Annotated in this window: 27 protein-coding genes; 14 read left to right on the top strand and 13 right to left on the bottom strand. The window is 70.4% G+C overall.

Annotated features, from left to right (window positions below):
• Nucleotides 1-11: 11 nt before the first annotated feature.
• From CEF10_RS03210 to prfA, 3 genes are all read right to left on the bottom strand, one after another.
• On the bottom strand, nucleotides 12-632 hold the full coding sequence (locus tag CEF10_RS03210; RefSeq protein ID WP_101066155.1) for a DUF4167 domain-containing protein: 621 nt from the start codon (nucleotides 630-632) through the stop codon (nucleotides 12-14).
• Nucleotides 633-867: 235 nt separating this feature from the next.
• Nucleotides 868-1,713, bottom strand: coding sequence for a peptide chain release factor N(5)-glutamine methyltransferase (gene prmC / locus CEF10_RS03205; RefSeq protein ID WP_101066153.1), 846 nt, complete (start codon nucleotides 1,711-1,713; stop codon nucleotides 868-870).
• Nucleotides 1,710-2,756: a peptide chain release factor 1 gene (gene prfA / locus CEF10_RS03200; protein WP_101066151.1), complete on the bottom strand. Its 1,047-nt coding sequence runs from the start codon at nucleotides 2,754-2,756 to the stop codon at nucleotides 1,710-1,712. Before prfA ends, prmC begins: the two co-directional genes overlap by 4 nt.
• A gap of 65 nt (nucleotides 2,757-2,821) precedes the next feature.
• On the opposite strand from prfA, the gene CEF10_RS03195 reads away from it, so the two are divergent.
• Nucleotides 2,822-3,115 (top strand): hypothetical protein, encoded by a 294-nt coding sequence (locus tag CEF10_RS03195; RefSeq protein ID WP_101066149.1) that lies wholly within the window; start codon nucleotides 2,822-2,824, stop codon nucleotides 3,113-3,115.
• On the opposite strand, the gene CEF10_RS03190 is transcribed toward CEF10_RS03195, so the two are convergent.
• Genes CEF10_RS03190 through CEF10_RS03180 form a run of 3 tightly spaced genes read right to left on the bottom strand, consistent with a single transcriptional unit; the run spans nucleotide 3,050 to nucleotide 5,672 of the window.
• The gene (locus tag CEF10_RS03190) at nucleotides 3,050-3,469 is read right to left on the bottom strand and encodes a DUF1499 domain-containing protein (RefSeq protein ID WP_332870126.1); all 420 of its coding nucleotides are present in this window, start codon (nucleotides 3,467-3,469) and stop codon (nucleotides 3,050-3,052) included. The two genes, CEF10_RS03195 and CEF10_RS03190, sit on opposite strands and share 66 nt — an antisense overlap.
• Before the next feature lie 11 nt (nucleotides 3,470-3,480).
• Nucleotides 3,481-4,455, bottom strand: a complete 975-nt coding sequence (gene speB / locus CEF10_RS03185) for an agmatinase (RefSeq protein ID WP_101066145.1) — start codon at nucleotides 4,453-4,455, stop codon at nucleotides 3,481-3,483.
• A gap of 47 nt (nucleotides 4,456-4,502) precedes the next feature.
• Nucleotides 4,503-5,672: a M20 aminoacylase family protein gene (locus tag CEF10_RS03180; RefSeq protein WP_101066142.1), complete on the bottom strand. Its 1,170-nt coding sequence runs from the start codon at nucleotides 5,670-5,672 to the stop codon at nucleotides 4,503-4,505.
• A 63-nt stretch (nucleotides 5,673-5,735) separates the two neighbouring features.
• Between CEF10_RS03180 and mazG the strand changes: the two genes are divergently transcribed.
• From mazG to CEF10_RS03165, 3 genes are all read left to right on the top strand, one after another.
• Nucleotides 5,736-6,557: a nucleoside triphosphate pyrophosphohydrolase gene (mazG, locus tag CEF10_RS03175; protein ID WP_101066140.1), complete on the top strand. Its 822-nt coding sequence runs from the start codon at nucleotides 5,736-5,738 to the stop codon at nucleotides 6,555-6,557.
• Nucleotides 6,558-6,747: 190 nt separating this feature from the next.
• Nucleotides 6,748-7,194: a GNAT family N-acetyltransferase gene (locus CEF10_RS03170; protein ID WP_101066138.1), complete on the top strand. Its 447-nt coding sequence runs from the start codon at nucleotides 6,748-6,750 to the stop codon at nucleotides 7,192-7,194.
• A gap of 64 nt (nucleotides 7,195-7,258) precedes the next feature.
• Nucleotides 7,259-8,680 carry a protein adenylyltransferase SelO gene (locus CEF10_RS03165; RefSeq protein ID WP_101066136.1) on the top strand — a complete coding sequence of 474 codons (1,422 nt, stop codon included), beginning with the start codon at nucleotides 7,259-7,261 and terminating at the stop codon, nucleotides 8,678-8,680.
• A gap of 18 nt (nucleotides 8,681-8,698) precedes the next feature.
• On the opposite strand, the gene CEF10_RS03160 is transcribed toward CEF10_RS03165, so the two are convergent.
• Nucleotides 8,699-9,334 (bottom strand): hypothetical protein, encoded by a 636-nt coding sequence (locus CEF10_RS03160; protein WP_101066134.1) that lies wholly within the window; start codon nucleotides 9,332-9,334, stop codon nucleotides 8,699-8,701.
• Between the two features lie 44 nt (nucleotides 9,335-9,378).
• On the opposite strand from CEF10_RS03160, the gene CEF10_RS03155 reads away from it, so the two are divergent.
• Nucleotides 9,379-10,083, top strand: a complete 705-nt coding sequence (locus tag CEF10_RS03155) for an endonuclease/exonuclease/phosphatase family protein (RefSeq protein WP_101066132.1) — start codon at nucleotides 9,379-9,381, stop codon at nucleotides 10,081-10,083.
• A gap of 61 nt (nucleotides 10,084-10,144) precedes the next feature.
• Nucleotides 10,145-11,392, top strand: a complete 1,248-nt coding sequence (locus CEF10_RS03150) for a cation:proton antiporter (RefSeq protein ID WP_101066130.1) — start codon at nucleotides 10,145-10,147, stop codon at nucleotides 11,390-11,392.
• 6 nt (nucleotides 11,393-11,398) lie between these two features.
• On the opposite strand, the gene CEF10_RS03145 is transcribed toward CEF10_RS03150, so the two are convergent.
• The gene (locus tag CEF10_RS03145; RefSeq protein WP_408638408.1) at nucleotides 11,399-12,661 is read right to left on the bottom strand and encodes a DEAD/DEAH box helicase; all 1,263 of its coding nucleotides are present in this window, start codon (nucleotides 12,659-12,661) and stop codon (nucleotides 11,399-11,401) included.
• A gap of 337 nt (nucleotides 12,662-12,998) precedes the next feature.
• Between CEF10_RS03145 and CEF10_RS03140 the strand changes: the two genes are divergently transcribed.
• The 6 genes from CEF10_RS03140 to CEF10_RS03115 all read left to right on the top strand — a co-directional run bounded on the left by CEF10_RS03140 (nucleotide 12,999) and on the right by CEF10_RS03115 (nucleotide 17,529).
• On the top strand, nucleotides 12,999-13,412 hold the full coding sequence (locus tag CEF10_RS03140) for a Fur family transcriptional regulator (protein ID WP_101066128.1): 414 nt from the start codon (nucleotides 12,999-13,001) through the stop codon (nucleotides 13,410-13,412).
• A gap of 74 nt (nucleotides 13,413-13,486) precedes the next feature.
• Nucleotides 13,487-14,371 carry a DMT family transporter gene (locus tag CEF10_RS03135; RefSeq protein ID WP_101066126.1) on the top strand — a complete coding sequence of 295 codons (885 nt, stop codon included), beginning with the start codon at nucleotides 13,487-13,489 and terminating at the stop codon, nucleotides 14,369-14,371.
• A 77-nt stretch (nucleotides 14,372-14,448) separates the two neighbouring features.
• Nucleotides 14,449-15,723, top strand: coding sequence for a phosphopyruvate hydratase (gene eno, locus CEF10_RS03130; RefSeq protein WP_101066123.1), 1,275 nt, complete (start codon nucleotides 14,449-14,451; stop codon nucleotides 15,721-15,723).
• 16 nt (nucleotides 15,724-15,739) lie between these two features.
• Nucleotides 15,740-16,435, top strand: a complete 696-nt coding sequence (locus CEF10_RS03125) for a haloacid dehalogenase type II (RefSeq protein WP_101066122.1) — start codon at nucleotides 15,740-15,742, stop codon at nucleotides 16,433-16,435.
• A complete protein-coding gene (locus tag CEF10_RS03120; RefSeq protein WP_101066120.1) occupies nucleotides 16,432-16,860 on the top strand; it encodes a cupin domain-containing protein in 429 nt (142 codons plus the stop codon). The genes CEF10_RS03125 and CEF10_RS03120 overlap by 4 nt, the downstream gene beginning before the upstream one ends.
• A 117-nt stretch (nucleotides 16,861-16,977) precedes the next feature.
• The gene (locus CEF10_RS03115; RefSeq protein ID WP_101066118.1) at nucleotides 16,978-17,529 is read left to right on the top strand and encodes a fasciclin domain-containing protein; all 552 of its coding nucleotides are present in this window, start codon (nucleotides 16,978-16,980) and stop codon (nucleotides 17,527-17,529) included.
• A 209-nt stretch (nucleotides 17,530-17,738) separates the two neighbouring features.
• On the opposite strand, the gene pgi is transcribed toward CEF10_RS03115, so the two are convergent.
• Genes pgi through zwf form a run of 3 tightly spaced genes read right to left on the bottom strand, consistent with a single transcriptional unit; the run spans nucleotide 17,739 to nucleotide 21,498 of the window.
• Nucleotides 17,739-19,358, bottom strand: coding sequence for a glucose-6-phosphate isomerase (pgi, locus tag CEF10_RS03110; protein ID WP_101066116.1), 1,620 nt, complete (start codon nucleotides 19,356-19,358; stop codon nucleotides 17,739-17,741).
• Nucleotides 19,355-20,029 (bottom strand): 6-phosphogluconolactonase, encoded by a 675-nt coding sequence (gene pgl / locus CEF10_RS03105; protein WP_101066114.1) that lies wholly within the window; start codon nucleotides 20,027-20,029, stop codon nucleotides 19,355-19,357. Before pgl ends, pgi begins: the two co-directional genes overlap by 4 nt.
• Nucleotides 20,026-21,498 carry a glucose-6-phosphate dehydrogenase gene (zwf, locus tag CEF10_RS03100; protein WP_101066112.1) on the bottom strand — a complete coding sequence of 491 codons (1,473 nt, stop codon included), beginning with the start codon at nucleotides 21,496-21,498 and terminating at the stop codon, nucleotides 20,026-20,028. Before zwf ends, pgl begins: the two co-directional genes overlap by 4 nt.
• Nucleotides 21,499-21,685: 187 nt before the next feature.
• Here zwf and CEF10_RS03095 point away from each other — a divergent pair, with 187 nt between their 5' ends.
• Both CEF10_RS03095 and CEF10_RS03090 read left to right on the top strand, forming a co-directional pair.
• The gene (locus CEF10_RS03095; protein ID WP_101066110.1) at nucleotides 21,686-22,639 is read left to right on the top strand and encodes a radical SAM protein; all 954 of its coding nucleotides are present in this window, start codon (nucleotides 21,686-21,688) and stop codon (nucleotides 22,637-22,639) included.
• Nucleotides 22,640-22,786: 147 nt separating this feature from the next.
• Entirely contained in the window at nucleotides 22,787-23,482 is a 696-nt protein-coding gene (locus CEF10_RS03090) for a M48 family metallopeptidase (protein ID WP_101066108.1), read from the top strand.
• A gap of 347 nt (nucleotides 23,483-23,829) precedes the next feature.
• Here the strand turns inward: CEF10_RS03090 and CEF10_RS03085 are convergent, their stop codons facing one another.
• Nucleotides 23,830-24,375 carry an RSP_2648 family PIN domain-containing protein gene (locus tag CEF10_RS03085; protein ID WP_101066106.1) on the bottom strand — a complete coding sequence of 182 codons (546 nt, stop codon included), beginning with the start codon at nucleotides 24,373-24,375 and terminating at the stop codon, nucleotides 23,830-23,832.
• On the bottom strand, nucleotides 24,372-25,571 hold the full coding sequence (locus tag CEF10_RS03080; RefSeq protein WP_101066104.1) for an RSP_2647 family RNA methyltransferase: 1,200 nt from the start codon (nucleotides 25,569-25,571) through the stop codon (nucleotides 24,372-24,374). The genes CEF10_RS03085 and CEF10_RS03080 overlap by 4 nt, the downstream gene beginning before the upstream one ends.
• Nucleotides 25,572-25,605 lie beyond the last annotated feature (34 nt).

The following is a 25,605-nucleotide window of genomic DNA, read 5'->3' as shown; positions in this document are numbered from 1 at the left end:
AAACCCGCCGGTTACTCGGCCGCGGCGGCCGTGCCCGAGCCGCCGGAGTCGCCCGACTGCTCATCGTTGCCGTCGTCGCCAGTCCCTTGGTCGTTGCCCTCTCCCGAAGAGCTATCGGAGCCCTCACCCGAAGCGTTCTCGGACCGTGCCTTGGATTTCTGCTTGGGCTTGCGGCCGCGTTTGCCCTGCGACTTGTTCTCGGGCGTTTCCACGAGGCCGCTGTCTTCGCTGCCGCTGTCGACCACGTCGGGCTGCGCCGCCTCGGCCGCGTCGGGCTGCTCGGATCCGCCGCCGGAGTCGCGCTCCTGCCGTTTCGAGCGCTCGCGGTCGCGTTCCGCCTGGCGTTCCCGGTTCTGGCGTTCCTGCTCCTCGCGGCGCTGGTCCTGCTCTTTCTGGGCGGCGCCCAGCATGCGCAGGTAGTGTTCGGCGTGCTGCTGGAAGTTCTCCGCGGCGACGCGATCATTGCCCAGCTGCGCGTCGCGCGCGAGCTGGTTGTACTTGTCTATGATCTGCTGCGGTGTGCCGCGCACCTTGCCCTCGGGCCCCGAGCTTTCGAACACCCGGTTGACGATGTTGCCCATCGAGCGGCTGCGGCCCGACTTGTTCCGCGAACGTGACTTGGAAGATCTCATGTTTTAGCTGTCAGCCCTGTGCTCGTCGCGTCGTTTTGATCCGAGGGGCGCGTCAGCGCGCCGATCTTGTTAACGGATCCCGACATATTCCGGCTTGGTGTCAAGCGGGACCGCCCGTGCGGGCATCCACCGGCCTGACTGTCTTCCACTAAACATGCCGACCGCCATAGCACAAGGGGAAAGCCGCAATTTTCCGCGCGAACCCGTCCATTCAGCCCCGATTCGGGTCGGATTGTCACGCCCCGGCGGCCGCACTGCACGCGCTCACGACACGATCGCGCCCCGCCATATCGGCATGCACCGCCACGTCGCGCAGGCCCGCCGCGCGGAAGATCGCGGCCACATCCGCCCCCTGCCGCCAGCCGATTTCCACCAGCAAACGCCCGCCGGCCGCAAGGTGCCCGGGCGCGTCCGCCGCGATGGCGCGGTAGGCCGAAAGCCCGTCACCGCCGGGTGTCAGCGCGCCGTGCGGGTCGTGGCCGGCCACGGCGCGCGGCAGCTCGGCCATCTCCGCGGCGGTCACATACGGCGGGTTCGCCACGACCAGATCGAAGCGGCCGGAAACGGAGCCGAACCAGTCGGATGCCAACAGGTGCAGCCGGTCCGCCACCCCGTGCGCGCGCGCATTGCGCCCGGCAACGGCCAGCGCGGCCCGAGAGACATCCGTCGCCACCGCGCAGGCCTCAGGCCATTCGGCCAACAGCGTGACGGCGAGTACCCCGCTGCCGGTCCCCAGATCCAGCAGGCGTGTGGGAGCGGGCCCGTCAAGCGCACGCGCCACCAGCGTCTCGGTTTCCGCGCGCGGGTCGAGCACATCGGGCGAGATCGCGAAATCGCGCCCCCAGAACACGCGGCGGCCGAGGATTCGCGCCACCGGTTCACCGGCGGCGTGGCGGTCGAGATATCCGTCGTAGGCGGCCCGGGCCGCGTCGGGCAAGGGGCTCCCGGCCTCCGGAACGAGACGGTCGGCGGCGATGCCGGCGGCCTCGGCCAGAAGCGCGCGGGCGGCGCGCGCAGGCGCTTCGGCGCCGGCCTCCGTCAACCGCCGGGTGCCCGCGGCCAGCGCCTCGCGCAGGGTCATGTCATCTCGGCCAGCTGGCGGGCCTGCGCGTCGGCGGTCAGCGCGTCGATCACATCGTCAAGGTCGCCGGACATGACCTCGCCCAGTTTGTAGAGCGTCAGGTTGATGCGATGGTCGGTCATCCGCCCCTGCGGGAAATTGTAGGTGCGGATGCGCTCGCTGCGGTCACCGGTGCCCACCTGCGCGGCCCGGTCGGCGCTGCGTTCCTCGGCGGCGCGCCTGCGCTCGATGTCGTAAAGGCGCGCGCGCAGCACCTCCATCGCGATCTCGCGGTTGCGGTGCTGCGACTTCTCGGAGCTGGTGACGACGATGCCGGTGGGCTCGTGGGTGATGCGCACCGCCGAGTCGGTGGTGTTGACGTGCTGGCCACCCGCCCCGGAGGCGCGCATCGTGTCCACGCGGATATCGCCGGGATCGATCTCGATGTCCACGGCCTCGGCCTTGGGCAGCACGGCGACGGTGGCGGCGCTGGTGTGGATGCGACCGCCGGATTCGGTTTCCGGCACCCGCTGGACCCGGTGCACGCCGGATTCGTATTTCAGCCGGGCAAAGACGTTCTCTCCCGTCACCTGCGCGACGGCCTCGCGCACGCCGCCCAGTTCGCTTTCCTGCAGTTCCACGATGTCGAAGCCCCAGCCCCTGGCCTCGGCGTAGCGCTGGTACATGCGCAACAGGTCGCCGGCGAAAAGCGCGGCCTCCTCGCCACCGGTGCCGGGGCGGATTTCGATCATGGCGGGGCGCCGGTCGGCCGCATCGCGCGGCAACAGCGCGCGTTGCAGCGCCTCCTCCAGTTCGGGGCGGCGCGCCCGCAACTCCTCGAGTTCCGCGCGTGCCAGCTCCGCCATCTCGGGATCGTCGAGCATGGCCTCTGCCGCCTCGATGTCCGACAGCAACTTGCGATAGGCCGCGATCCGCTCGACCACGGGGCGCAACTCGGCGTATTCGCGGGCCAGCTCGGCGATGTCACCGCTGCCCTCGGCCATGCGCGCCTCGAGATACTCGAAGCGCTCTGTGATCTGGTCTAGGCGGTCCAGGGGGATCATGGAGACAGGCAGATGCCCACTCGCGCGGGTTTGGTCAAGGGGCTGGGTCGTGGTATCGTCGACCCATGCGATCGATTTTGACCAGCTTGCTGGCGCTTGTCCCCCTCACGCCCGCCTTCGCCGACGCGCAGGTCGGTGGCAAGACGGTGGATTGCTATTGCACCGACCGTTCCGGCGATCGCGTGGAACTGGGCGAGGTCATCTGCCTGCGGGTGGATGGCCGGATGTTCATGGCGCAATGCCAGATGTCGCTGAACAACCCGATGTGGCGCAAGATCTCGGACGGCTGCCTGTCATCGTCGCTGCGCCAGCCGGGCGAGCCAGCGATCGACGCGTTCGGCATTGACCCCGAAGTCTGAGTTGCCGAAGCGCAGCCGCGCGTAGACCTCGATGCGTTCGCCCCGAAGGCGGATCGTGGTGTAGTCCGGAAACCCCCAGACCAGCGAGCGCGTGACGTAGGTGACCATTCTCTCCTCGACCGAGCCCGCCAGCACCCGCGTGCGCGGCGCGCCGGTGATGATCTCGTGCAGCCGCCGGAAGCTTTCGGCGTCCGCGTGCACCACGCGCATCGCCCCGCCCGTGAGATCACGGTCGGTCACCGCCTCGGGCATGCGGTGCCAGCGGTCGGCATCCGACGGCGCCAGGCGGATGTAGAGCGCCAGCGCGATCAGCAGCGCCAGGATCACGATCTGCACCACGTGTTTCACCCTCATGCGCATTTTCCTCACCGGCCGCTGTCGCGGCGCGTCCAGCCCCAAAGGCACAGCAGTTCCATCGCCACATGCGCGCCCGCCACCGCCGTCGCGCCGCCCGCATCGTAGGGCGGCGAGACCTCGACGACATCGCCGCCGACCATGTTGATGCCCGCGATGTCGCGCAGCAGGATCGCCGCCTGCGCGCTCGACAATCCGCCCCAGACCGGCGTTCCGGTGCCCGGCGCAAAGGCCGGGTCGAGGCAGTCGATGTCGAAGGTGACATAGACCGGCGCATCGCCCAGGATTTCGCGGATGCGCGCCGCGGTGGCGGCCGCGCCGTTCTCGTGCACCTCGCGGGCGTCGATGATCGGCACGCCCAGCGTGTCGTCCACGACCGTGCGGATGCCCACCTGGACCGAGCGGGCCGGGTCGACCAGCCCCGCCTTGACCGCCTTGTAGAACATCGTGCCGTGATCGATGCGGTGCATGTCGTCGTCGGGCCAGGTGTCCGGGTGGGCGTCGAACTGCAGCAGCGACAGCGGCCCGTGTGTCTCGGCGTGCGCGCGAAGGATCGGGAACGAGACATAGTGATCGCCGCCCAGGGCGATGCAGGCCGCGCCGGCCCCGAGGATGCCGCGGACATGCGCCGTCAGCGCACCGGGGAAATCGGGCACGTTGGCGTAATCGAAGGCGAGATCGCCGTAGTCGACGACCGAAAGTTCGCTCAGCGGGTCGAACCCGGCCCAGCCGTAGGGCGGGTCGAAGACCTGCAGCGCGCTGGCCTCGCGGATCGCGCGGGGACCCAGCCGGGCGCCGGGGCGGTTCGTCACCGCCTGGTCGAAGGGGACCCCGGTCACCGCCACGTCCACCCCCGACAGCTCCTTGGTATAGCGCCGCCGCAGGAACGACGGCGCGCCGCCGAAGGTGTTCTCGTGGCTCAGGCCCCGCGTCCGCTCGCGGGTGAAGGCCTGGTCGACCTCGTTCTTCGCGTCCTCAAGTGCCATCGGCGTGATGCCCTTTCACGTGTGTCCGGACGGCGCGCGACGTGGCATCACGCCGCCGCCGGCTGCGCCCTCTCCACCAGCCGCGCCAGCACCGAGGCCCCCACCGGCGCCACCCGGTCGTTGAAATCGAACCCGGGATGGTGCAGGCCCGGCCCCTCTCCCTGGCCGAGGAACATGTAGGCCCCCGGCCGCGCCTGCAGCATGAAGGCGAAATCCTCCGCCCCCATGCCGCGGGTCAGCGCGGTATCGACGCGCGCGGCCCCCGCGATCTCGCCGGCGACATCCGCGGCAAAGGCCGTGCATTCGGCATCGTTGACCGTCGGGGGATATCCCTCCTCGATGTGCAGCGCCGCCTCCACGCCGTAGCTCGCTGCCTGCCCCGCCACGATCTCGTCCAGGCGCCGCAGCACCATCGCGCGCACGTCGGCGTCGAAACTGCGCACCGTGCCGTTCACATAGGCCGTGTCGGGCACGATGTTCTCGGCACTGCCGGTGTGGATCTGCGTGACCGACACCACCAGGTCGTCAAGGGCGTGGTGGTTGCGGCTGGCAATCGTCTGGATGGCCTGCACCATGCCCGCCGCAGCGATCACGGGGTCACGGGTTTCGTGCGGATAGGCGCCGTGCCCGCCGTGGCCCGTGATGTCGACGTGGAAGGTGTCCACCGCCGCCATGATCGGCCCTGGGGTGGTCAGCAGCGCGCCCGCCTCGCGGCCCGGCAGGGTGTGCAGCGCGTAGACCTGGGCGATGCCGTGGCGCTCCAGCACGCCCGCGTCGACCATCAGCCTGGCCCCGCCCGGGCCTTCCTCGGCGGGCTGGAAGATCAGCACGGCACGGCCCGTGAAATTGCGCGTCTCGGCCAGGTATTTGGCCGCGCCCAGCAGCATCGCGGTGTGCCCGTCGTGACCGCAGGCGTGCATCGCGCCCGGCACCTGCGAGGCCCAGTCGGCACCCGTGGCCTCGGCGATGGGCAGCGCGTCCATGTCCGCGCGCAGCCCGATCGCGGGGCCCGCGCCGCCGCGCCCCTCGATCACCGCGACCACGCCCGAGGTGGCCACCCCGGTCTCGATCGAATCGACGCCGAAGGCGCGCAGCTTCTCGGTCACGAAACCGGCGGTCTCGTGGCAGTCGAGCCCCAGTTCGGGGCGGCGATGCAGCGCGCGCCGCCAGTCTGTCATCTCGTCCGCCAGTCCGGCGATGCGGTTGATCACGGCCATGTGCTGGACTCCGGTGCCTTTGCGCGTCAGGGTCCAGTCAACCCCAAAGCCGGAGCCGCCGCAATGCCCGATGACGCGCTCGTCCATGACCCCGCGGGGGGCATGCCCCGCCTGATCGAGATCATGCGCCGCCTGCGCGATCCCGAAACGGGCTGCCCCTGGGACATCGAGCAAGGGTTCGACACCATCGCGCCCTACACGATAGAGGAGGCGCACGAGGTCGCCGACGCCATCGCGCGCCGCGACTGGACGGAGCTGAAGGCAGAGCTGGGCGACCTGCTGTTGCAGGTGGTCTTTCACGCCCAGATCGCGGACGACGAGGGCCTGTTCGCCTTCGACGACGTGGCCAACGCCATCGCCGACAAGATGGTGGCGCGCCACCCCCACGTCTTCGGTGCGGACAGCCGCGACAAGACCGCCGCGCAGCAGACCCGCGACTGGGAGGCGATCAAGGCCGCCGAACGCGCGCAGAAGGCGCAGACCGGCACGCTCGACGGCGTGGCCGCCGGGCTGCCCGCGCTGATGCGCGCGGTTAAACTTCAGAAACGCGCGGCGCGCGTGGGCTTCGACTGGCCGCAGACGGACCAGGTGCTTGACAAGATCGCGGAAGAGACGACCGAGCTGCGCGAGGCGGCCCGGTCGCAATCGCAGGCCGAGACCGAGGAGGAGTTCGGCGACCTGCTGTTCGTGATGGCCAACCTCGCCCGCCACCTTGGCGTGGACCCGGAGGCCGCGCTGCGCGGCGCCAACGCGAAGTTCACGCGCCGCTTCGAACGGATCGAGGCGGCGCTGGCCGAGGCGGGCAAGCGGCCCGAGGACTCGGACCTCGCGGAGATGGACGCGCTCTGGGACGCCGCGAAGGCGCACGAACGCGGCGCCGGCTGAGGCCGGGGCCCGGACGCCGCCCGCTGGAGGCCCTTCCGCGACGGGATCTTGCGGAATCCGCCAACGGTTTTTTCGGCCCGCCGCCGAACCCGGCGCACAACGGCCGAACGCGCGGCCGGGGGCATGGACATCGCGGGCCGCAGCCGTCAGGAGGGACCACGCGCCGCCGCCCTTTTCCCGAGGAGCCCACATGACTTCGCTGCACCCGGCCGGTCCCGACGACCTAGCACGGCTCGTGCCGCTCGCCGCCGCCTTTCACGCCGAATCCGGCATCGACATGGACGACGAGACGCGCCGCGCGGCGCTTTCGCCGCTGCTCGACGGCGTGCCGCATGGCGCGGTCTACCTGATCGGGCCGGCGCGTGCGCCCATCGGCTATATTGTTCTGGGCTTCGGCTGGTCGGTCCGCCTCGGCGGGCTGCGCGCAGAGATCGACGAGTTCTACATCCGCGCCAGCGTGCGCGGCCGGGGCATCGGCGCGGAGGTGCTTTCGACCCTGCCGCGCCGGCTGGCGCAGGCGGGCGTCCGGGCGCTGCACCTGCCGCTGCGCCAGGGCGACGAGGCCGCCCGCCGCCTGTGCGCACGCCAGCGATTCGAAGTGCGCGACGACATGGTGCTGACAACGCGTCCGCTCTGACCGGGCGCCGCGGACGAAGCGCCTTCCTCTTGGACGGCCGCCGACAGAGGATTACGTGTCAAACATGAGCCTTTCGATCGACTTCGACAACAGCTACGCCCGGCTGCCCGACCGCTTCTATGCCCGGCTGGATCCGACGCCGGTGCAGGCACCGCGGCTGATCCGCTTCAATCATGACCTTGCCGCGGAACTCGGCATCACGCCCGGCGACGCGGACGAGCTGGCCGCGGTCTTTGCCGGCAACCGGCTGCCGGAGGGCGCCGCGCCGCTGGCGCAGGCCTATGCCGGTCACCAGTTCGGCGGTTTCTCGCCCCAGTTGGGCGATGGGCGCGCCACCCTGCTGGGCGAGGTCTTGGACCGCGCGGGGCGCCGCCGCGACATCCACTTGAAGGGATCGGGCCCGACGCCGTTTTCGCGCATGGGCGACGGGCGCGCGTGGATGGGCCCGGTGCTGCGCGAATACGTGGTCTCCGAAGCGATGCACGCGCTGGGGATTCCCACCAGCCGGGCGCTGGCGGCGGTGGCCACGGGCGAGCCGGTGTTCCGCGAGGCCGGCGGCCTGCCCGGCGCGATTCTGGCGCGCGTGGCATCCAGCCACATCCGCGTGGGCACGTTCCAGTACTTCGCCGCGCGCCGCGATCTCGATGCGCTGCGTACGCTGTTCGAACATACCCGCGCGCGCCATTTCCCCGACTGCGCCACCCCGCAGGAGGTGCTGGAGGCCGCGATCGAGCGGCAGGCGAAGCTCGTGGCGCAATGGCTTTCGGTGGGTTTCATCCACGGCGTGATGAACACCGACAACACCGCGCTTTCGGGCGAGACGATCGATTACGGCCCCTGTGCCTTCATGGACACCTATCACCCCGTCACGGTGTTCAGCTCGATCGACGCGCACGGCCGCTACGCCTATGACAACCAGGCGCGGGTGATCGTGTGGAACATGGCGCAGTTCGCCACCTGCCTCGTGCCCCTCAACGACGACCAGGACGCGGCCGTCGAGGCCTACACGCGGGCCGTGCACGCCATGCCGGACAGGATCGAGGCGCACCGCCGGCACCTGTTCGGCCGAAAGATCGGGCTTGCGCAGGCCACCGCGGAGGACGCGCCGCTGATCGACGACCTGTTGCAGCGCATGGCCGACAACCAGTGCGATTTCACCAATACCTTCCGCGCGCTGCACCGTGGCGACGCCCGCGACCAGTTCACCGACCCGACGGCCTTCGACGCCTGGGAAAGCGGCTGGCGGGCGCGGCTGGCCGCCGAGGAGGACCCGCAGGACCGCATGGCCCGCGCCAACCCCGCCTTCATCCCCCGCAACCATCGCGTCGAACAGATGATCGAGGCGGCCGTCGCGGGCGATTTCGCACCCTTCGAGCGGCTGGTGACGGTGCTGGCGCATCCCCATGACGATCAACCCGACGCGGACGACCTGGCGCGCCCGCCCGCGCCGTCGGAGATTGTCGAGCGCACCTTCTGCGGCACCTGATCCGCGACGGGCGGGGCGTCACTTGCGCCAGCGGCGGAAAAACCGCGGGTTGCGACGGACGAACTCGTCGATCAACCACATCAACCCGCCGCGCCTCTGGCCGCGGAGATAGGCATACCCGGTCCCCGCCCCGATCGCCGCGCCCACCATGTTGACGATCAGGTCGCTCATCGTGTCGGGAAGGCCGGATTTCTGCATGTTGAAACCGAAGAACTGGTCCATTGCGAACTCGAATATCTCCCACAGGCTGCCGATCATGATCGCGAAGCAGAAGGCGAAAAAGGCGAGGGCCAACGGCGGTGCCGCGTAACGATCGCCCTGGAACATCATGAAGACCAGCACGAAGCCGATCAGGCCGAACCCGATGGCGGACGTGGCGTGCATCGCCGTATCCCACCACCAGAACCGTTCGTAAAAACCGAACACCTCGCCCAGAAAGAGCGTCGCCGCCACGAAGATGACCACGGCCGCGATGAACGAGGGCGGCACGTGGATCTCGGCCCAGCGGGCGACCGCGACCGGCGCCAGCGACAACGACAGCGTGGCCAGCGCGACGAAGGCGAGTTCGAACCGCAACTGCACCAGCGCGGTCAGCACGACGGCGCCGAGCGCAAGCCAGATCAGGCGGGCCAGCCATGTCTGTTCCGCGAACATGGGTGGTGACATCCCCTTCGCGCCATGCTGATATCGTCCCCGATATGAGCCCATCCCCGGTCAGGATTGCAACCTACAACCTTCAGAAATGCGTCGGGCTGGACCTGCGGCGCCGCCCCGACCGCAGCCTTCAGGTGATCGAGGCGCTGCAGGCGCATGTGGTGGTCTTGCAGGAGGTGGACAAGCGCCTGCCGCCCCGGCCGGCCGCCCTGCCCCACGACATGGTGGAGGAGGCGGGCTGGCGCATCCTGCCGTTCGGCGCGCCCGGCGGATCGCTGGGCTGGCACGGCAATGCCATGCTGGCGCGCGACGGCGTCCGGGTGCTGCGCACCGGGCATATCGACCTGCCGGGACTCGAACCGCGCGGCGCGGTGCGGGCCGACCTGGAAACCGACATCGGCCCGCTGCGGGTGGTCGGGCTGCACCTCGGGCTGGTGCGGCGCTACAGGCTGCTGCAGATGGCCGCGATTTCAAGGGCGCTGGCGCGTCTTGCGCCGATGCCCACCGTGCTGGCGGGCGATTTCAACGACTGGGGCGAAGCGCTGGCGCTGGACGCCACGGCCAAGGCCGTGCGCTTCCTGCCGGGGCTTCCCAGCTTTCCCGCGCCACGGCCCGTGGCCGCGCTGGACCGGCTCGCGATCAGCCCCGGCCTGCATGCGCTGCGCAGCGGCGTGCACAGCGCCCGGCCGGCGCGCATCGCCTCGGACCACCTGCCCGTGTGGGCCGATTTCGCCGCGCCGGAGCGCTGAGGCTGGCCGGCGCGTGCCCCGCGTGCTAGCACCGGCGTGACGCGGACAAGCACGGGCCGGCATGACCATCCTCCAGATCGCATCGCTGTTGATCGTGCTGGCCGGGGTCTTCGGCGCGGTCAACTATTTCCTCCTGCGGCTGCCCGCGGCCATCGGGATCCTGGTGGTGGCGCTTTTCGCCTCGTTCGGTGTCATGGGCGTGGATGCGCTTTGGCCTGCGCTCGGCGTGGCCGACAGGGTGCGCGGCATCGTCACCACCATCGATTTTTCCGACACGCTGCTCGAGGGCATGCTGGGGCTGCTCCTGTTCGCCGGCGCGCTGCACGTCAAGCTGTCGGACCTGCGCGCGCAATGGCGGCTGGTGTTCCTGATGGCCACGCTGGGCGTGGCGCTGTCGACCGCGCTGGTCGGGCTGGGGTTCTGGTGGCTCACCGGCATGCCCCTGATCGTCGCGCTGGTCTTCGGCGCGCTGGTCTCGCCCACCGACCCGGTCGCGGTGCTGGGCGTGCTGCGCGAGGCCAATCTGCGCAAATCGCTGGAAACGAAGATCGCGGGCGAAAGCCTGTTCAACGACGGCGTGGGCTATGTCGTGTTCCTGGTGCTCGTCGGCCTGGCCTTCCCTGCGGGCGGCCACGGCGGCGGCGGGCTGGGCGACGCGGCGCTTCTGTTCGTGCAGGAGGCGCTTGGCGGTGCCGTCCTCGGGCTCGCGCTGGGGTGGCTGGTGTTCCGGGTGATGCGGCACATCGACGACTACGCGCTCGAGGTGCTGCTGACGCTCGGGCTGGCCTTCGGCGGCTACGAACTGGCCGTGGCGCTGCACGTCTCGGCGCCGATCATGGCCGTCTGCGCGGGGCTTCTGATCGGTGACGTGGGCGCCCGCCACGGCATGAGCGCGCAGACGCGCGACCACGTCGACGCCTTCTGGAAGCTGGTCGACGAGATCCTGAACGCCGTGCTGTTCCTGCTGATCGGGGTCGAGGTCTTCGCGGTGGCCTTCGACGCGGGTTACCTGGCGACGGGCGCGGGCACGATCGCGCTGGCACTGGCCGGGCGGCTGGCGGCGGTGGCGCTGCCGGTGCTGCTGCTCCACCCGTTCCGCACGTTCTCGCCCGGGGTGATCCCGATCATGACATGGGGCGGGCTGAAGGGCGGCATCTCGGTCGCGCTGGCGCTCAGCCTGCCCGACTCGGAATGGAAACCGCTGATCCTTACCGCCACCTACGTGATCGTCGTGTTCTCGATCGTGGTGCAGGGGTTGACGGTCGGCCGCCTGGCCAACCGCCTGGGCCGTGCGCCCGACCTGGTGTAGGGCGCCTCAGGCGGCCCTGGCCCGGGGCGGGCCGCGCCTGCGCCGGCGCCCGGATTTGCCCGGTTTTCCACCGCCCGCGCCCATCTCGCCCCGGCGCGGTCCGCCGCGCGACGGCTTGGCCTTGGGATCGGGAAGCGCGCGCCACGGCTCGCCCGAGGCGACCGGGATGGTCAGCGCCATCGCCTTCTGGATGTCTGCCAGCTCGCCCATCTCGTCTGGCGCGCAGAAGGCCACCGCGCGGCCGTCGCGGCCCGCGCGCGCCGTCCGGCCGATGCGGTGGACGTAGTTTTCCGGCACGTTCGGCAGCTCGTAGTTGTAGACGTGCTTGACGTCGGGGATGTCGAGCCCGCGCGCGGCCACATCGGTGGCCACAAGCACCCGCACCCGGCCCGCGCGGAACGCCGCGAGCGCACGTTCCCGCTGGCCCTGGCTCTTGTTGCCGTGGATCGCGGCCACGGCGTAGCCCGCCGCCTCCAGCTTGCGCGCGAGCTTGTCGCAGCCGTGCTTGGTGCGGCCGAAGACCAGCGCCAGCTCGTCGCGGTGCGCGTCCAGCAGATCGATCAGCAGCTCGGGCTTGCCCCCCTTCTCCACGAAATGCACCGCCTGCGCGATCTTGTCGGCGGCCTTGCCCGGCGGGCTGACCTGCACGCGCTTGGGATTCGTCAGGTAGCTCGACGCGATCTCGTTCATCTGCTTGGGCATGGTGGCCGAGAACAGCATGGTCTGGCGCGTCTCGGGCAGCAGACCGGCGATCTTGCGCAGCGCGTGGATGAAGCCGAGATCGAGCATCTGGTCGGCCTCGTCGAGCACCAGGAACCGCGTCTCGTCCAGCCGCACCGCACGGCGATCCAGAAGATCGAGCAGGCGCCCCGGGGTCGCCACCAGGATGTCGGTGCCCCGCTCCAGCCGCTTGACCTGCGGATTGATCCCCGCACCGCCCACGACGACGTTGACCTTCATCGGCGTGCCCTCGACCAGCGGCGCCAGCGCGTCGCGGATCTGGCCGGCCAGTTCGCGCGTCGGCGCCAGGATCAGGCTGCGCGCGGTCTTCGGCGCGGGCTTGCCCCGCACCGCGTCCAGCTGCGCGATCAGCGGCAGCCCGAACGCCGCCGTCTTGCCGGTGCCGGTCTGCGCCAACCCCATCACGTCGTCGCCGTCCAGCGCGTGCGGGATCGCGCGGGTCTGGATCGGTGTCGGCGTCTCGATGCCCATTTTCGCCAGCTTCGCCACCAGCGGGCCGGGCAGGCCCATTTCTTCGAAAAGGTTCAAGTTCATTCCTTCCCGGCATGGCCTGTCGCGGCCCCTGCCGATGCCGGCGCCGCGCACGCGGCCCCGTTCTTCGTGGTTTCGCCCGGAGCCTCGCGCGCGGCATCATTGCCGACACGCCGACCGGACGTCTGGACCCACGCGTGATTTTGGGACATTCCGCGACAGTTTCGGGTCGTACCGTCATGTATCGGACGGCGTCACTGCTCACGCGGCAGGAACTGTCGGTTGGCAAGGACATGCGCTGTCTGCCTGCCGAAGTCAACCACTTGCGGCGAAACGGGTGGAAACGCGGCCCGGATGACGCTATTGAGCACGCCACGACGACGAGAGGCCCCAGATGCCCGAGACCATCACCCAGCGCTGCGAAGCCAAGGGGCTGCGGATGACCGGCCAGAGGCGCGTGATCGCCCGCGTGCTCGAGGAGTCGCACGACCACCCGGACGTCGAGGAACTGCACGCGCGGGCCGCGGCCCGCGATCCCGGCATTTCCATCGCCACGGTCTACCGGACCGTCAAGCTGTTCGAGGAGGCCGGTATCCTCGACAAGCTGGAATTCGGCGACGGGCGCGCGCGCTACGAGGACGCCGAGCGTCACCACCACGACCACCTGATCGACCTGCACAGCGGCGAAGTGATCGAGTTCGTGGACCCCGAGATCGAGGCGTTGCAGGAAAAGATCGCCCGCAAGCTGGGCTACCGCCTCAAGGGGCACCGGCTGGAACTCTACGGCGTGCCGATCAAGAAGGGCTGAGCCCGCACGTCGGCCGGCTTGCCAATCGCGCCGCGCGGGCCTAGGGCTGGGCCGACCCATCCCGAAGAGGCCCCATGGAAAACCTGCGCGGCAGCGCCCTGATGATCCTGGCGATGGCCGGGTTCGCGCTCGAGGACATGTTCATCAAGCGCCTCGCGCTGGATCTGCCGGTGGGCCAGATCCTGATCTTCCTCGGTCTGGGCGGCGCCGTTCTCTTCGGTCTGGCGGCGCTGTCGCGGGGCCACCGGCTGTTTTCGCGCGATCTGCTGGCGCGGCCGGTGCTGCTGCGCAACGCCGGCGAGCTGATCGCGACGCTGGGCTTCGTCAACGCGCTGGCGCTGACGCCGCTGGCCTCGGCCTCCTCGATCCTGCAGGCGGTGCCGCTGGCCGTGACGCTGGGCGCCGCGCTTTTCCTGGGCGAGGCCGTGGGCTGGCGCCGCTGGAGCGCGATCCTGGTGGGCTTCATGGGCGTGCTCATGGTGATCCGCCCGGGGCTGGCGGCGTTCGAGCCCGCCTCGCTGTTCGCCGTGCAGGCGGTGATCGGGCTGGCGATCCGCGACCTGTCCACGCGCGCGGTGCCGCGCACCGTGTCGTCGTTGCAGCTGGCCTCCTACGCCTTCGCCATGCTGGTGCCCGCGGGCGCGGCGGTGCTGGTCTTTCACGGCACGCCCGCGATGCCAGATGCGGCCAACTGGCGGGACATCGCGCTGGCGCTGCTGACGGGCCTTGCCGCCTACTACGCCATCGTCGCCGCGATGCGGCTGGGCGACGTGTCGGTGATCGCGCCGTTTCGCTACTCGCGCCTCGTCTTCGCCATGGTGATCGCCGTGACCGTCTTCGGCGAACGGCCCGATGGCTGGACGCTGGCGGGCGCCGCGCTGATCATCGCCTCCGGTCTCTACACCTTCCTGCGCGAACGCCGGCTCGCCCGGCGCGCGCGCCGCGCCGCGGCGCTCTGACCGCGCCCGCGTTTGCAATCGCGGCGAAACTTGCTATGGCACGGCCAACCCGAAACAAGGCCCGAGGACGTTTTCCCATGAGCACCATCATCGACATTCACGCCCGCGAAATCCTCGACAGCCGGGGCAACCCGACGGTCGAGGTCGACGTGATCCTCGAGGACGGGTCCATGGGCCGCGCCGCCGTGCCCTCGGGCGCGTCGACCGGCGCGCACGAGGCCGTGGAACGCCGCGACGGCGACAGGGGCCGTTACCTCGGCAAGGGCGTTCTCGAGGCCGTGGCGGCCGTCAACGGCGAAATCGCCGACGCGCTGGCGGGCATGGACGCGACCGAGCAGGTCTCCATCGACAGCGGGCTGATCGAACTGGACGGCACGCCCAACAAGGGCCGGCTGGGCGCCAACGCGATCCTGGGCGTCAGCCTGGCCACCGCCAAGGCCGCGGCCGAGTTCACCACCCAGCCGCTCTACCGCTACGTCGGCGGCACCTCGGCGCGCGTCCTGCCGGTGCCGATGATGAACATCGTCAACGGCGGCGAACATGCCGACAACCCCATCGACATCCAGGAATTCATGATCATGCCGGTCAGCGCCGGCAACATCCGCGACGCGGTGCGCATGGGCTCCGAGGTGTTCCACACCCTCAAGAAGCAGCTCAACGCCGCGGGCATGTCCACGGGGCTGGGCGACGAGGGCGGTTTCGCGCCCGAGCTGGGCTCGACCCGCGAAGCACTGGACGCGATCCTCAAGGCGGTGGAGACCGCCGGCTACACCCCCGGCGAGGACATCTGCCTCGCGCTCGACTGCGCGGCCACGGAATACTTCCGCGACGGCAAGTACGAACTCTCCGGCGAGGGCGCCAGCCTGACCAGCGAGGAAAACGTCGACTACCTGCAGGGGCTGGTGGGCGACTATCCCATCGTGTCGATCGAGGACGGCATGGCAGAGGACGACTGGACCGGCTGGGCCGCGCTGACAGAGGCGCTGGGCGACAGGGTCCAGCTGGTGGGCGACGACCTGTTCGTCACCAACCCCGAGCGTCTGGCCGAGGGGATCTCGCGCGGGGCGGGCAATTCGCTGCTGGTCAAGGTCAACCAGATCGGCACCCTGACCGAGACGCTCAAGGCCGTCGACATGGCCCACCGCGCGCGCATGACCAACGTCATGTCGCACCGCTCGGGCGAGACCGAGGACGCCACCATCGCCGACCTCGCCGTGGCCACCAACTGCGGCCAGATCAAGACCGGCAGCCTCGCCCGCTCCGACCGGCTGGCCAAGTACAACCAGCTGATCCGCATCGAGGAGATGCTGGGCGAGACGGCCGAGTACGCCGGCCGCTCGGTGCTGCGCTGAACCGGCCGGCCCGGCCATGATCGCGGCGGGTCGCCCGAAGGTCGAGGCCCTGCTCTTCGACGTGTTCGGCACCTGCGTGGACTGGCGCGGATCGGTCGCGCGGCAGGTGGCCGACGCCCTGCCCGGCGTGGACGCCACCGCCTTCGCCGATGCCTGGCGCGCGGAATACCAGCCGTCGATGGCCCCTGTGCGCGCCGGGCAGCGCGCCTACGTGCCGCTCGACGACCTGCACCTCGAGAACCTGCACCGGGTCGCCGCGCGGTTGGGCGTGACCGCGCCCGACAGCCTGAACGCCGCGTGGGAACGGCTCGATCCCTGGGCCGACGTCGTCGCCGGGCTGACGCGGCTGCGGGCGCGATACATCGTGGCACCCTGTTCCAACGGCTCCATCGCGATGATGACGCGGCTGGCGCGCCATGCGGGCCTGCCGTGGGACTGCATCCTCGGCGCCGACATCGCGCAGGATTTCAAGCCCGCGCCGATCGTCTACCGCGCCGCCTGCGCCGCACTGCGGCTGCCGCCCGAGCGCGTGATGATGGTGGCCGCCCACAACGACGACCTTCGGGCGGCGCGCGCCGCCGGGCTGGCCACCGCGTTCATGGCCCGACCCGGCGAACACGGTCCCGGCCAGTCTGCCGACCTCGCCCCGACCGACGACCGGGACGTGGCGGCGCGCGATTTCCTCGAACTCGCAGAAAGGATGGATGCATGACCGCAGACGAGATCATCGAGACGCTCGGCCTCGCCCCCCACCCCGAGGGCGGCTGGTTCCGCGAGACATGGCGTCATGACGCGGGCGGCGCGCGCGCCGCCGGCACCTGCATCCATTTCCTGCTGGAGGCGGGCCAGCACAACCACTGGCATCGCGTCGACGCGGCCGAGATCTGGCACTTCTACGCCGGCACCCCGCTGGACCTGCTGATCGCGCAAGACGACACCGGCCCGGCCACGCGCCATGCGCTGGGGCCGGACCTGGCGGCGGGCCAGCGCCCGCAGGTCATCGTGCCCGCCCACCACTGGCAGCGCGCGGTCCCGGGCGATGGCTGGGCGCTGGTGGGCTGCACCGTCTCGCCCGGCTTCACGTTCGATGCCTTCACGCTGGCGCCCGCCGGTTTCGACATCCCCGAACGCGGATAACGGCACGCCGTCCACGCAAAAAAAATCGGGCGGGGTGAAACTCCGCCGCCGCTGCCTTCGTGTCTGCGCCGCAGGTCCCGCAAAAGGGACGAGCGACAAGACGAAGGGAGAGAGGAAATGACTTTCGCCAAGACCACAGCAACCGCAGCCGTGATGGCACTGGCCGCCGGCGGCGCATTCGCCGCGAACCCCATGGTGGGCGGCGCCCCGATGTCGCCCGACAAGACCATCGTGGAAAACGCCGTGAATTCCGAGGCACACACCACGCTGGTCAGCGCGGTCAAGGCGGCCGGGCTGGTGGACACGCTCAATTCGAGCGGCCCCTTCACCGTCTTCGCGCCGGTGAACGCCGCCTTCGAGAAGCTGCCCGACGGCACCGTCGAGACGCTTCTGAAACCGGAGAACAAGGACATGCTTCGGAAGGTCCTGACCGCCCACGTCGTGGCCGGTGACTGGTCCTCGGCGGAAATCGCCGCCAAGGCCCGAGCCAAGCCCGACAACTTCCACCATTTCGAAGCCGTCTCCGGCGACGCGCTGTCGGCGCAGGTCAAGGGCGGCGAGCTCTACATCTACGACGAAAGCGGTAACGCCGGCCGCGTCACCATCTCGGACGTGGATCAGTCCAACGGCGTGATTCACGTGGTCAACTCCGTTCTGGTGCCGGAATGACGGCCACGTGACGTACCGGGCGCGCTCCCCCGAGCATCCGCGGCGCGCCCGGTCCCCTCTCGGGTAACCAGTGCCCGGGTACGAGTGGCGGGCGGTGTCCTTCGCGGACGCCGCCCGCCCGGCGCACACCGCCTTCATCTTGCCCGAAATACTCCGGGGGTGAATTGGCCGAAGGCCAAGAGGGGGCAGCGCCCCCTGCCGGCACCCGTTCAGCGCCGCAGGAATGCCACCAGCTGCCGGGTGGAGCCGTCCCGCCCCTCCCCCGCGTCCTGCCCGGCGAGCACCGGCTCGAGCGTCGTGGCCAGTTCCTTGCCCAGTTCCACGCCCCACTGGTCGAAGCTGTTGATCCCCAGGATCACCCCCTCGACGAAGACCCGGTGCTCGTAAAGCGCGACGATCTGGCCCAGCCGGCGCGGGGTCAGCCGGTCGTAGGCGAGCGTGACGGAGGGACGGTTGCCGGGGAACACGCGGTGGCGCGCCTGCCGTTCCAGCGCGTCGCCGGTGTGCCCCGCCCGGGCCATGAGCGCGCGCGCCTCCTCCAGCGTGCGGCCCCGCATCAGGGCCTCGGACTGCGCGAGGCAGTTGGCCACCAGCAGGCGGTGGTGGTGGGCCAGCTCCGGCTCGTGCCCCTCGGCGGCCACCATGAATTCGCACGGCACCACCTGCGTGCCCTGATGCAGAAGCTGGAAGAACGCATGCTGGCCGTTGGTGCCGGGCTCGCCCCACACCACGGGGCCGGTCGGGCCATCCACCTGCGCCCCGTCCATCGTGACGCGCTTGCCGTTCGATTCCATCTCGAGCTGCTGGAGATAGGCAGGCAGCCGCGCCAGTCGCTGGTCATAGGGCAGAACGGCACGCGTCGGATACCCGCAGGCGCGGCTGTGCCACAGCCCCGTCAACGCCAGCATGACGGGCAGGTTCTCGGCCAGGGGCGCGGTGCGGAAATGCGTGTCCATCGACTGCGCCCCGCCCAGCAACTCGGCAAAGCCCGCCGGGCCGATCGCGATCATCAGCGGCAGACCGATCGGGCCCCAGAGCGAATAGCGCCCGCCGACCCAGTCGGCGAATCCGAACACGCGCTCGGGCGCAATGCCGAACTCGGCGGTGCGCGCGGCCGCGGTGGAGACGGCCGCGAACTGTGTTGCCGGCGCGGCGACGCGCCGGGCCATCCAGCGCCGCGCCGTTTCCGCGTTGGTCATCGTCTCCGAGGTCGTGAAGGTCTTGGAAGCCACGATGACCAGCGTGCGCGCGGGATCGAGCCCCTCGAGCGTGTCGGCGATGTCCGCCCCGTCGACGTTGGACACGAAATGGCAGCGCGGCCCGTCGTGATAGGGCGCGAGCGCCCGCGTGGCCATCTCGGGGCCCAGGTGCGACCCCCCGATGCCGATGTTGACGACATCCGTGATCGGCCCGCCCGCGCCGACGAAGCGGCCCGCGCGCAGGCTTTCGGCGAACTCCGACATCCGCGCCAGCGTTTCGCGCACCTGCGGCATCACGTCGGCGCCGTCGACCGTCACGGGGCCACCCTCGAGGTTGCGCAGCGCCGTGTGCAGCGCCGCGCGCCCCTCGGTTTCATTGACGGGTGCGCCGTCGAACATGGCCGCGCGCCTGCCCTCCACGTCGCGCGCATGTGCCAATTCCAGCAGCGCCTCGCGCGCCGCCGCGTCCAGGGCCGTCTTGGAATAGTCCAGCAGCAGCCCGTCGGCCTGCGCCGAGAAATCGGCGGCGCGGCCGGGCGCATCGAACAGGTCGGCGATGGCCTGCCCGCTGCGCGCCGCCGCCATCGCCTCAAGGTCGTCCCACATGGCCCGGGTCGCTGCCGTGTTCATTCCGCCGCCCAGTGCACTGTCGCCCCGTCCAGCACGGCGGCGATCGGGGCCTCTTCGGGCGTCATGCCCTGTGCGCGTTCGAATGCGTCGCGCTTGTCCTGTCCGGTGATGACGACGTGCTTTCGCATCGCGTCATCGAGGACGCGCGCGGTCAGTGTCACGCGTGGCTCCTCCAGGCCCTCGGCCCGGATCGCCGTCAGCACCGGGGCGTGGCGATCCAGCGCGACGGTTATCCCTTCGGCGCCCGGGAAAAGCGAGGCGGTGTGCATGTCCGCGCCCATGCCCAGCAGCGCGACCGATACCGGCAGGCAGGGCGCGATAACCGATTCAAGCTCGGCCAGCACCGCTTCGGGACGCGGCGCAGAAGCATAGAGCGGCAGGAACCGCGCGGCCGCCGCGCGGTCGACCAGCAGGCGTTCGCGCACGAGCCGGGTGTTGGAGCGCGGGTGATCCTCGGGCACCCAGCGTTCGTCCGACAGCATCACGTCCACCCGCGACCAGTCCAGGTCGGCCGCGCACAGGTCGTCGAACACCGGTCCCGGCGTGCTGCCGCCGGGCACCACCAGCAGCGCGCGCTCCTCGTGATCGAGCGCGGCGGTCAGTTCGCCGGCCAGTATGTTCGCCACGTCGATCGCCATCATCTCGGCATCGGCGTATTCAAGAAATGTCATGCCCGAATCTCCCGCCACTCCCGGCCGTCACGACGCATCAGCATCAGCGACTCGCGCGGCCCCGACGACCCGGAGGGATAGGGGATCGGCGCCGGCGCCATGCCGTCGCCCCCGTCCCAGGTCGCGATCGCCGGGTCCGTCCAGGCCCAGGCGGCCTCTACCTCGTCGCCGCGCATGAACAGGGTCTGGTTGCCGCGGATCACGTCCATGATAAGCCGCTCGTAGGCGTCGGGAAAGTCCGCTTCTTCGGGGCCGAGCGCCTCGGCAAAGGTCATGTCCAGCGGCACGTCGACGAGCCGCATGCCCCCCGGCCCCGGCTCCTTGATGGTCACGCCCAGCTCAATGCCCTCGTTGGGCTGCAGGCGGATCGTGAGGATGTTGCGGTGCCGGCCGGCGTCGTCGTCGAAGATCGAGTGCGGCGTGTCCTTGAACACCACGGCGATCTCGCTGGCACGGTCGCGCAACCGCTTTCCGGTTCGCAGGTAGAAGGGCGTGCCCGCCCAGCGCCAGTTGCTGATGTGCGCCTTGAGCGCCACGAAGCTCTCGGTGGTGCTGTCGGGGTTGCCCACATGGTCACGGTAACCGCGCATGCCGTCGCCGGCCGCGTACTGGCCGCGCACCAGGTTGTCCGGCTCGACGGGGTCGAGCGCCCGGATGACCTTGAGCTTCTCGTCACGCACCGGGTCGGGCTCGAAACGGGCGGGCGGTTCCATCGCGATCAGGCACAGAAGCTGCATCAGGTGGTTCTGCATCATGTCGCGCATCGCGCCGGCGCGGTCGTAGTAGTCGGCGCGGCCGTCCACGCCCACCGTCTCGGCCACGGTGATCTGGATGTGATCGACGTACTGGCTGTTCCACAGCGGCTCGAACAGCATGTTGCCGAAGCGGATCGCCATCAGGTTCTGGACCGTTTCCTTGCCCAGGTAATGGTCGATCCGGTAGATCTGGCCCTCGTGGAAATGCCGTGCCAGCGTCCGGTTGAGCTCCTGCGCGCTGGCCAGGTCGCGGCCGAAGGGCTTTTCCACGACGATGCGGCTGTCGCCGTCGGCCATGCCGTGCTGATGCAGCCGTTCTGCCAGTGCCCCGAACAGCCGTGGCGCCACCGAGAAATAGAAGGCGCGCACGCGCCCGTCGCCCACCAGCCCGGCCAGCTGCGCCCACCCGGTTTCACCGCTTGCATCCAGCACGACGTAGTCCAGCATCCGCACAAACCCCTCGCGCGCGGTCGCCTCCTCTCTGTCACCTTCCGCGTCCCGGGCGTGGGCCGAGATCGCCTCGGCCACGAAGTTGCGCCAGGCGGCGGTGTCCATCTCGCGGCGGGCCGCCCCGATGATGCGCGTGTCCGACCGGATCTGTCCGGCGCGGAAACGGCGGAACAGGGCCGGCAGGATCTTGCGGCGGGCCAGGTCGCCGGTGCCGCCGAAGATCACCAGGTCGAACGGCTCCACGGGAATGACGCGCGAGACCATGACGGGGGCAACTCCTGGCGGCAAGGGTGGTCGGCTGCGGCAGACACTAGCACGCGTGCCGGCATCCACAATGGCTTGTCACGGCCGCACCCACGCGCGGTTCACAATGCCGTCACCCGGGCCGTGCCGGGTTTTCCCCGCGCGCGGAAAGCGTTAGCTGGATGGCACAGGCAACATCGGAGTCCCCATGAAGGATACGGCCCCGCAAACCGCCAACGCCGGCAAGTTCGAGGATCCGCAGGTCACCGCCGACGGCGCGCCGCGCGCCAAGGTGCCGCTGCGCGCCCCGCAGACGCTATGGTTCAACACCGGCACGCTGTGCAACATCGAGTGCCGCAACTGCTACATCCTCAGTTCGCCCACCAACGACGCGCTGGTCTACATCACCGAGGCCGAGGTGCATGATTACCTCGACCAGATCGGCGCGCGCGGCTGGCCCGTGCGCGAGATCGGCTTCACCGGTGGCGAACCCTTCATGAACCCCGAGATGATCGCGATGGCCCGCGCCGCGCTGGAGCGCGGCTTCGAGGTTCTGATCCTCACCAACGCCATGCGCCCGATGATGCGCCCGCGCGTGCAGGACGGGCTGCGTGACCTCGCCGCGGCCCATGGCGACCGCCTGACGCTGCGCATCTCGATCGACCACTGGTCGGAACACCACCACGACGCCGAGCGCGGCCGCGGCGCCTTCGACAAGACGCTCGAGGGCATGCGCTGGCTGCGCGACGCCGGGGTTGCCATGACCGTGGCCGGCCGCACCGTCTGGGGCGAGACCGAGGCACAGGCGCGCGACGGCTATCGCGCGCTCTTCGCGCGCGAAGGCTTCGCCATCGACGCGGACGACCCCGCGCGGACGGTCCTGTTCCCGGAAATGGACGAAAGCGTCGAGGTGCCCGAGATCACGACGGCCTGCTGGGACATTCTCGGCAAGTCGCCCGGCGACGTCATGTGCGCGTCCTCGCGCATGGTGGTCAAGCGGCGCGGCGCGGATCGCCCGGCGGTGCTGTCGTGCACGCTGCTGCCCTACGACCCCGAGTTCGAGATGGGCGAGACGCTGGAAGAGGCCGAACGCGACGTGGCCCTCAACCACCCCCATTGCGCCAAGTTCTGCGTCCTGGGCGGCGCCAGCTGCTCCGGCTGAGCCATGCCCGAACGGCGCGCGGCCGCGGCCCGGGCCCGCGCCGACGACCTGGCGAACGCCCCACATGTTTCATCTTGCCCGAAATACTCCCGCCGGAGGCGGTCCCGGCGCTTGCCGCGGGCCGCGGCGTGGCCCATATAATCGGGCATGATCCGCTTCGCCCCGATCCTTTTGGCGGTGCTTTACGCCTATGGCATGTACCGGTTCTCGGTCTGGCGCACCAAGCGCGAGCTTGACGCGCGCTCGACCGAGCTGGCCGATCCACGCCTCAAGGAGATGACCGACCGGCTGGCGCGCGCCCTCGACCTGCCCCGCATCCGCGTTCACATCTACGAGATCGACCCCGTCAACGGGCTGGCGGCGCCGGACGGGCGGATCTTCATCACGCGCGGGTTCTACCGCAAGTTCCAGACCGGCGAGGTCACGGCGCAGGAGATGGCCAGCGTCATCGCCCACGAACTGGGCCACATCGCGCTGGGCCACGCGCGCCGCCGGATGATAGATTTCTCGGGGCAGAACGCGCTGCGCACGGCGCTGGCGATGGTGCTGTCGCGGATCCTGCCCGGAATCGGGGCGTGGATCGCCAGCGGCATCACCAGCCTGCTGGCCGCGCGTCTTTCGCGCGGCGACGAATACGAGGCCGACGAATACGCCGCCGCCCTGCTGACGAAGGCGGGCATCGGCACGGACGCGCAGAAATCGCTTTTCGAGAAACTCGAGGCCCTGACGCAGTCGCGCTCGGGCGCGATGCCGGCGTGGCTGATGAGCCACCCCAAGACGGCCGAGCGGATCGCCGCGATAGAGAAACTCGAGGCCAAGTGGGGCGTGGCACCGGCAACCTGATCCCGCTTGCACGGGCAACGCCTGTATCGGGCAACGCCGTCAGCTGCGCGCCGATCCCCGCCTGCCGCAGCGGCCCTTGCCTTGCATGGTCCGGTCGTGCCCGGGTCGGTTTCCCCAAGGCAGCACCGGCCACGAGCGCCATACAGGATTGCCGCGTGCTTTCGGCCATTCATACCGAAACCGACGCGCATGATTTCCACGACCCGCTGTCAAAACAGGTGCAGGACCATGTCGCGGCCGGCCCGCCGCCGCGTGGTTCGGTCAGCGCCGCGACGCCGGCCCGGCGCTCATCGTGATGCAGCTCCGTGATCCGCCACGGTGGCTGAACGGCGCGGCCCCCTTGTCCGTCAGGCTGCGGCCACCGCCTTGGCCAGCCGCGGCAGCCGGGCCTTCTTGAGCAGCGGGCGCATCTGCCAGTCCTCCCCCGACAGCCGCCGCGCCTGGGCCAGCACCTGCCCCGCGACGTGGCCGACCATCTCGGGATTCGCCTGCCAGAGTCCCAGCAGGAAGGCATCCGGGTCGGCGCGGCTCACGCCTTCCTCGGCCAGGATATTGCGGGGAAAATCCCTGACGTTGAAGGTGATGATCAGGTCGGCGGACCCCGCGATCGCGGCGGCCAGCACGTGCAGGTCGGCCGCGTCGGGCAGCCAGAGCCGCGATTCCAGCGACAGCGGCCAGTCCACCTGCGCGTCGGGCCAGTCGAGGGCGAGTTGCGCCGCCTCGGCGCGCGCCTGGGCCGCGCCCTGCGGGCCCAGTTTCTCGGCCGCGCGCAGCCATTCGCCCACGATCCGGGCCGACCACAGCGGCGTGAAGGCGCCCTGGGCCGCCACCCCCAGCAACATCTGGCGCAGTACCGTGGGGTAGATCACGCAGGTATCCAGAACCGCCTTCATGACAGCGCGAAAACCAGCGCCTTGAGATAGCCCGACTCGGCCAGCTGCGGGTGCATCGGGTGATCGGGGCCGGCCAACCCGGTGTGCACCAGCGGCCCGGCCCGTCCCGCCTTGTCGATGCCGCGCACGCAGGCGCCGCGGAAGGCCGCCAGATCGGCGGCGTGCGAACACGAACACAGCACCAGCCCCCCGCCCGCCGCCACCAGCGGCGCGGCCAGCCGCGCGAGTTTCTCGTAGGCGCGCAGGCCCGCGGCGCGCGCCGCCTTGTTGGGGGCGAACGCCGGCGGATCGCAGATCACCAGCCCGAAACGCGCGCCCTCGCGCCCCAGTTCCCCGAGCGCGGCGAACGCGTCCTGTCGGCGTGTTTCCAACCGGTCCGTGGCACCCATCCGCGCCGCGCCGGCCCGCGCCAGCTCCAGCGCCGCGGCGGAGCCATCCACCGCCAGCGCATGGTCGGCCCCGCCGGCCAGCGCAGCCAGCGCGAAGCCGCCGACGTGCGAGAACACGTCGAGCACGCGCGCGCCGTCCGCGAGGCGCGCGGCGAAGGCATGGTTGGGACGTTGGTCATAGAACAGCCCCGTCTTCTGTCCGCCCTGAAGGTCGGCCATGTAAGTGGCGCCGTTCATCTCCACGGGCACGGGCCCATCCGGCGCGAAGCCGGCCAGACAGGCCGGCGCATCGTCCAGCCCCTCGAGCGCGCGGGCCCGGCCCGACGCGTTCTTGAGCACCGTCTTCACACCCGTCACACGGCGCAGAGCGGCGGTGAGCGCGTCCAGCTTTGCCTCGGCCCAGGCGGCATTCGGCTGGACGACCGCCACGTCGCCGAACCGGTCGATCACCACGCCGGGCAGACCGTCGGCCTCGGCGTGAACGAGCCGGTAGAAGCGCGTGGGGAAAAGCCGCGCGCGCAGCGCCAGCGCGCGGGTCAGCCGCGCGGCGATCCAATCGGCGTCGATGCGCGTCTCCGGCACCGGGTCCAGCACGCGCGCGATGATTCGCGAGGCCGGGTTGACCGCGACGGTGGCCAGCGGCGTGCGCGCGTTGTCCTGCAGGACGGCGATGGTGCCCGGCGCCAGTGCCTGGGTGCGCCGGTCGGTCACCAGCTCGTTGTCGTAGACCCAGGGGAAGCCGTGGCGCAGGGCGCGCGCGGGCCCCTTGGGCTTCAGGCGCACGACGGGAAAGGGGGGCGGTGTCATGCCCGCCCCCTTACGGCGTTTCGCGCCGGGCGAA

Source organism: Roseovarius salinarum, assembly GCF_002834145.1.
In the GTDB taxonomy this organism is placed as follows: Bacteria; Pseudomonadota; Alphaproteobacteria; order Rhodobacterales; family Rhodobacteraceae; genus Roseovarius; species Roseovarius salinarum.
This window is presented reverse-complemented; position numbering and strand designations above follow the sequence as displayed.

Excerpts from the sequence above, each read along its gene's own strand:
- CEF10_RS03210 (WP_101066155.1), bottom strand. The coding sequence starts at position 632 with ATGAGATCTTCCAAGTCACGTTCGCGGAACAAGTCGGGCCGCAGCCGC.
- prmC (WP_101066153.1), bottom strand. The coding sequence starts at position 1,713 with ATGACCCTGCGCGAGGCGCTGGCCGCGGGCACCCGGCGGTTGACGGAG.
- prfA (WP_101066151.1), bottom strand. The coding sequence starts at position 2,756 with ATGATCCCCCTGGACCGCCTAGACCAGATCACAGAGCGCTTCGAGTAT.
- CEF10_RS03195 (WP_101066149.1), top strand. The coding sequence starts at position 2,822 with ATGCGATCGATTTTGACCAGCTTGCTGGCGCTTGTCCCCCTCACGCCC.
- CEF10_RS03190 (WP_332870126.1), bottom strand. The coding sequence starts at position 3,469 with ATGAGGGTGAAACACGTGGTGCAGATCGTGATCCTGGCGCTGCTGATC.
- speB (WP_101066145.1), bottom strand. The coding sequence starts at position 4,455 with ATGGCACTTGAGGACGCGAAGAACGAGGTCGACCAGGCCTTCACCCGC.
- CEF10_RS03180 (WP_101066142.1), bottom strand. The coding sequence starts at position 5,672 with ATGGCCGTGATCAACCGCATCGCCGGACTGGCGGACGAGATGACAGAC.
- mazG (WP_101066140.1), top strand. The coding sequence starts at position 5,736 with ATGCCCGATGACGCGCTCGTCCATGACCCCGCGGGGGGCATGCCCCGC.
- CEF10_RS03170 (WP_101066138.1), top strand. The coding sequence starts at position 6,748 with ATGACTTCGCTGCACCCGGCCGGTCCCGACGACCTAGCACGGCTCGTG.
- CEF10_RS03165 (WP_101066136.1), top strand. The coding sequence starts at position 7,259 with ATGAGCCTTTCGATCGACTTCGACAACAGCTACGCCCGGCTGCCCGAC.
- CEF10_RS03160 (WP_101066134.1), bottom strand. The coding sequence starts at position 9,334 with ATGTTCGCGGAACAGACATGGCTGGCCCGCCTGATCTGGCTTGCGCTC.
- CEF10_RS03155 (WP_101066132.1), top strand. The coding sequence starts at position 9,379 with ATGAGCCCATCCCCGGTCAGGATTGCAACCTACAACCTTCAGAAATGC.
- CEF10_RS03150 (WP_101066130.1), top strand. The coding sequence starts at position 10,145 with ATGACCATCCTCCAGATCGCATCGCTGTTGATCGTGCTGGCCGGGGTC.
- CEF10_RS03140 (WP_101066128.1), top strand. The coding sequence starts at position 12,999 with ATGCCCGAGACCATCACCCAGCGCTGCGAAGCCAAGGGGCTGCGGATG.
- CEF10_RS03135 (WP_101066126.1), top strand. The coding sequence starts at position 13,487 with ATGGAAAACCTGCGCGGCAGCGCCCTGATGATCCTGGCGATGGCCGGG.
- eno (WP_101066123.1), top strand. The coding sequence starts at position 14,449 with ATGAGCACCATCATCGACATTCACGCCCGCGAAATCCTCGACAGCCGG.
- CEF10_RS03125 (WP_101066122.1), top strand. The coding sequence starts at position 15,740 with ATGATCGCGGCGGGTCGCCCGAAGGTCGAGGCCCTGCTCTTCGACGTG.
- CEF10_RS03120 (WP_101066120.1), top strand. The coding sequence starts at position 16,432 with ATGACCGCAGACGAGATCATCGAGACGCTCGGCCTCGCCCCCCACCCC.
- CEF10_RS03115 (WP_101066118.1), top strand. The coding sequence starts at position 16,978 with ATGACTTTCGCCAAGACCACAGCAACCGCAGCCGTGATGGCACTGGCC.
- pgi (WP_101066116.1), bottom strand. The coding sequence starts at position 19,358 with ATGAACACGGCAGCGACCCGGGCCATGTGGGACGACCTTGAGGCGATG.
- pgl (WP_101066114.1), bottom strand. The coding sequence starts at position 20,029 with ATGACATTTCTTGAATACGCCGATGCCGAGATGATGGCGATCGACGTG.
- zwf (WP_101066112.1), bottom strand. The coding sequence starts at position 21,498 with ATGGTCTCGCGCGTCATTCCCGTGGAGCCGTTCGACCTGGTGATCTTC.
- CEF10_RS03095 (WP_101066110.1), top strand. The coding sequence starts at position 21,686 with ATGAAGGATACGGCCCCGCAAACCGCCAACGCCGGCAAGTTCGAGGAT.
- CEF10_RS03090 (WP_101066108.1), top strand. The coding sequence starts at position 22,787 with ATGATCCGCTTCGCCCCGATCCTTTTGGCGGTGCTTTACGCCTATGGC.
- CEF10_RS03085 (WP_101066106.1), bottom strand. The coding sequence starts at position 24,375 with ATGAAGGCGGTTCTGGATACCTGCGTGATCTACCCCACGGTACTGCGC.
- CEF10_RS03080 (WP_101066104.1), bottom strand. The coding sequence starts at position 25,571 with ATGACACCGCCCCCCTTTCCCGTCGTGCGCCTGAAGCCCAAGGGGCCC.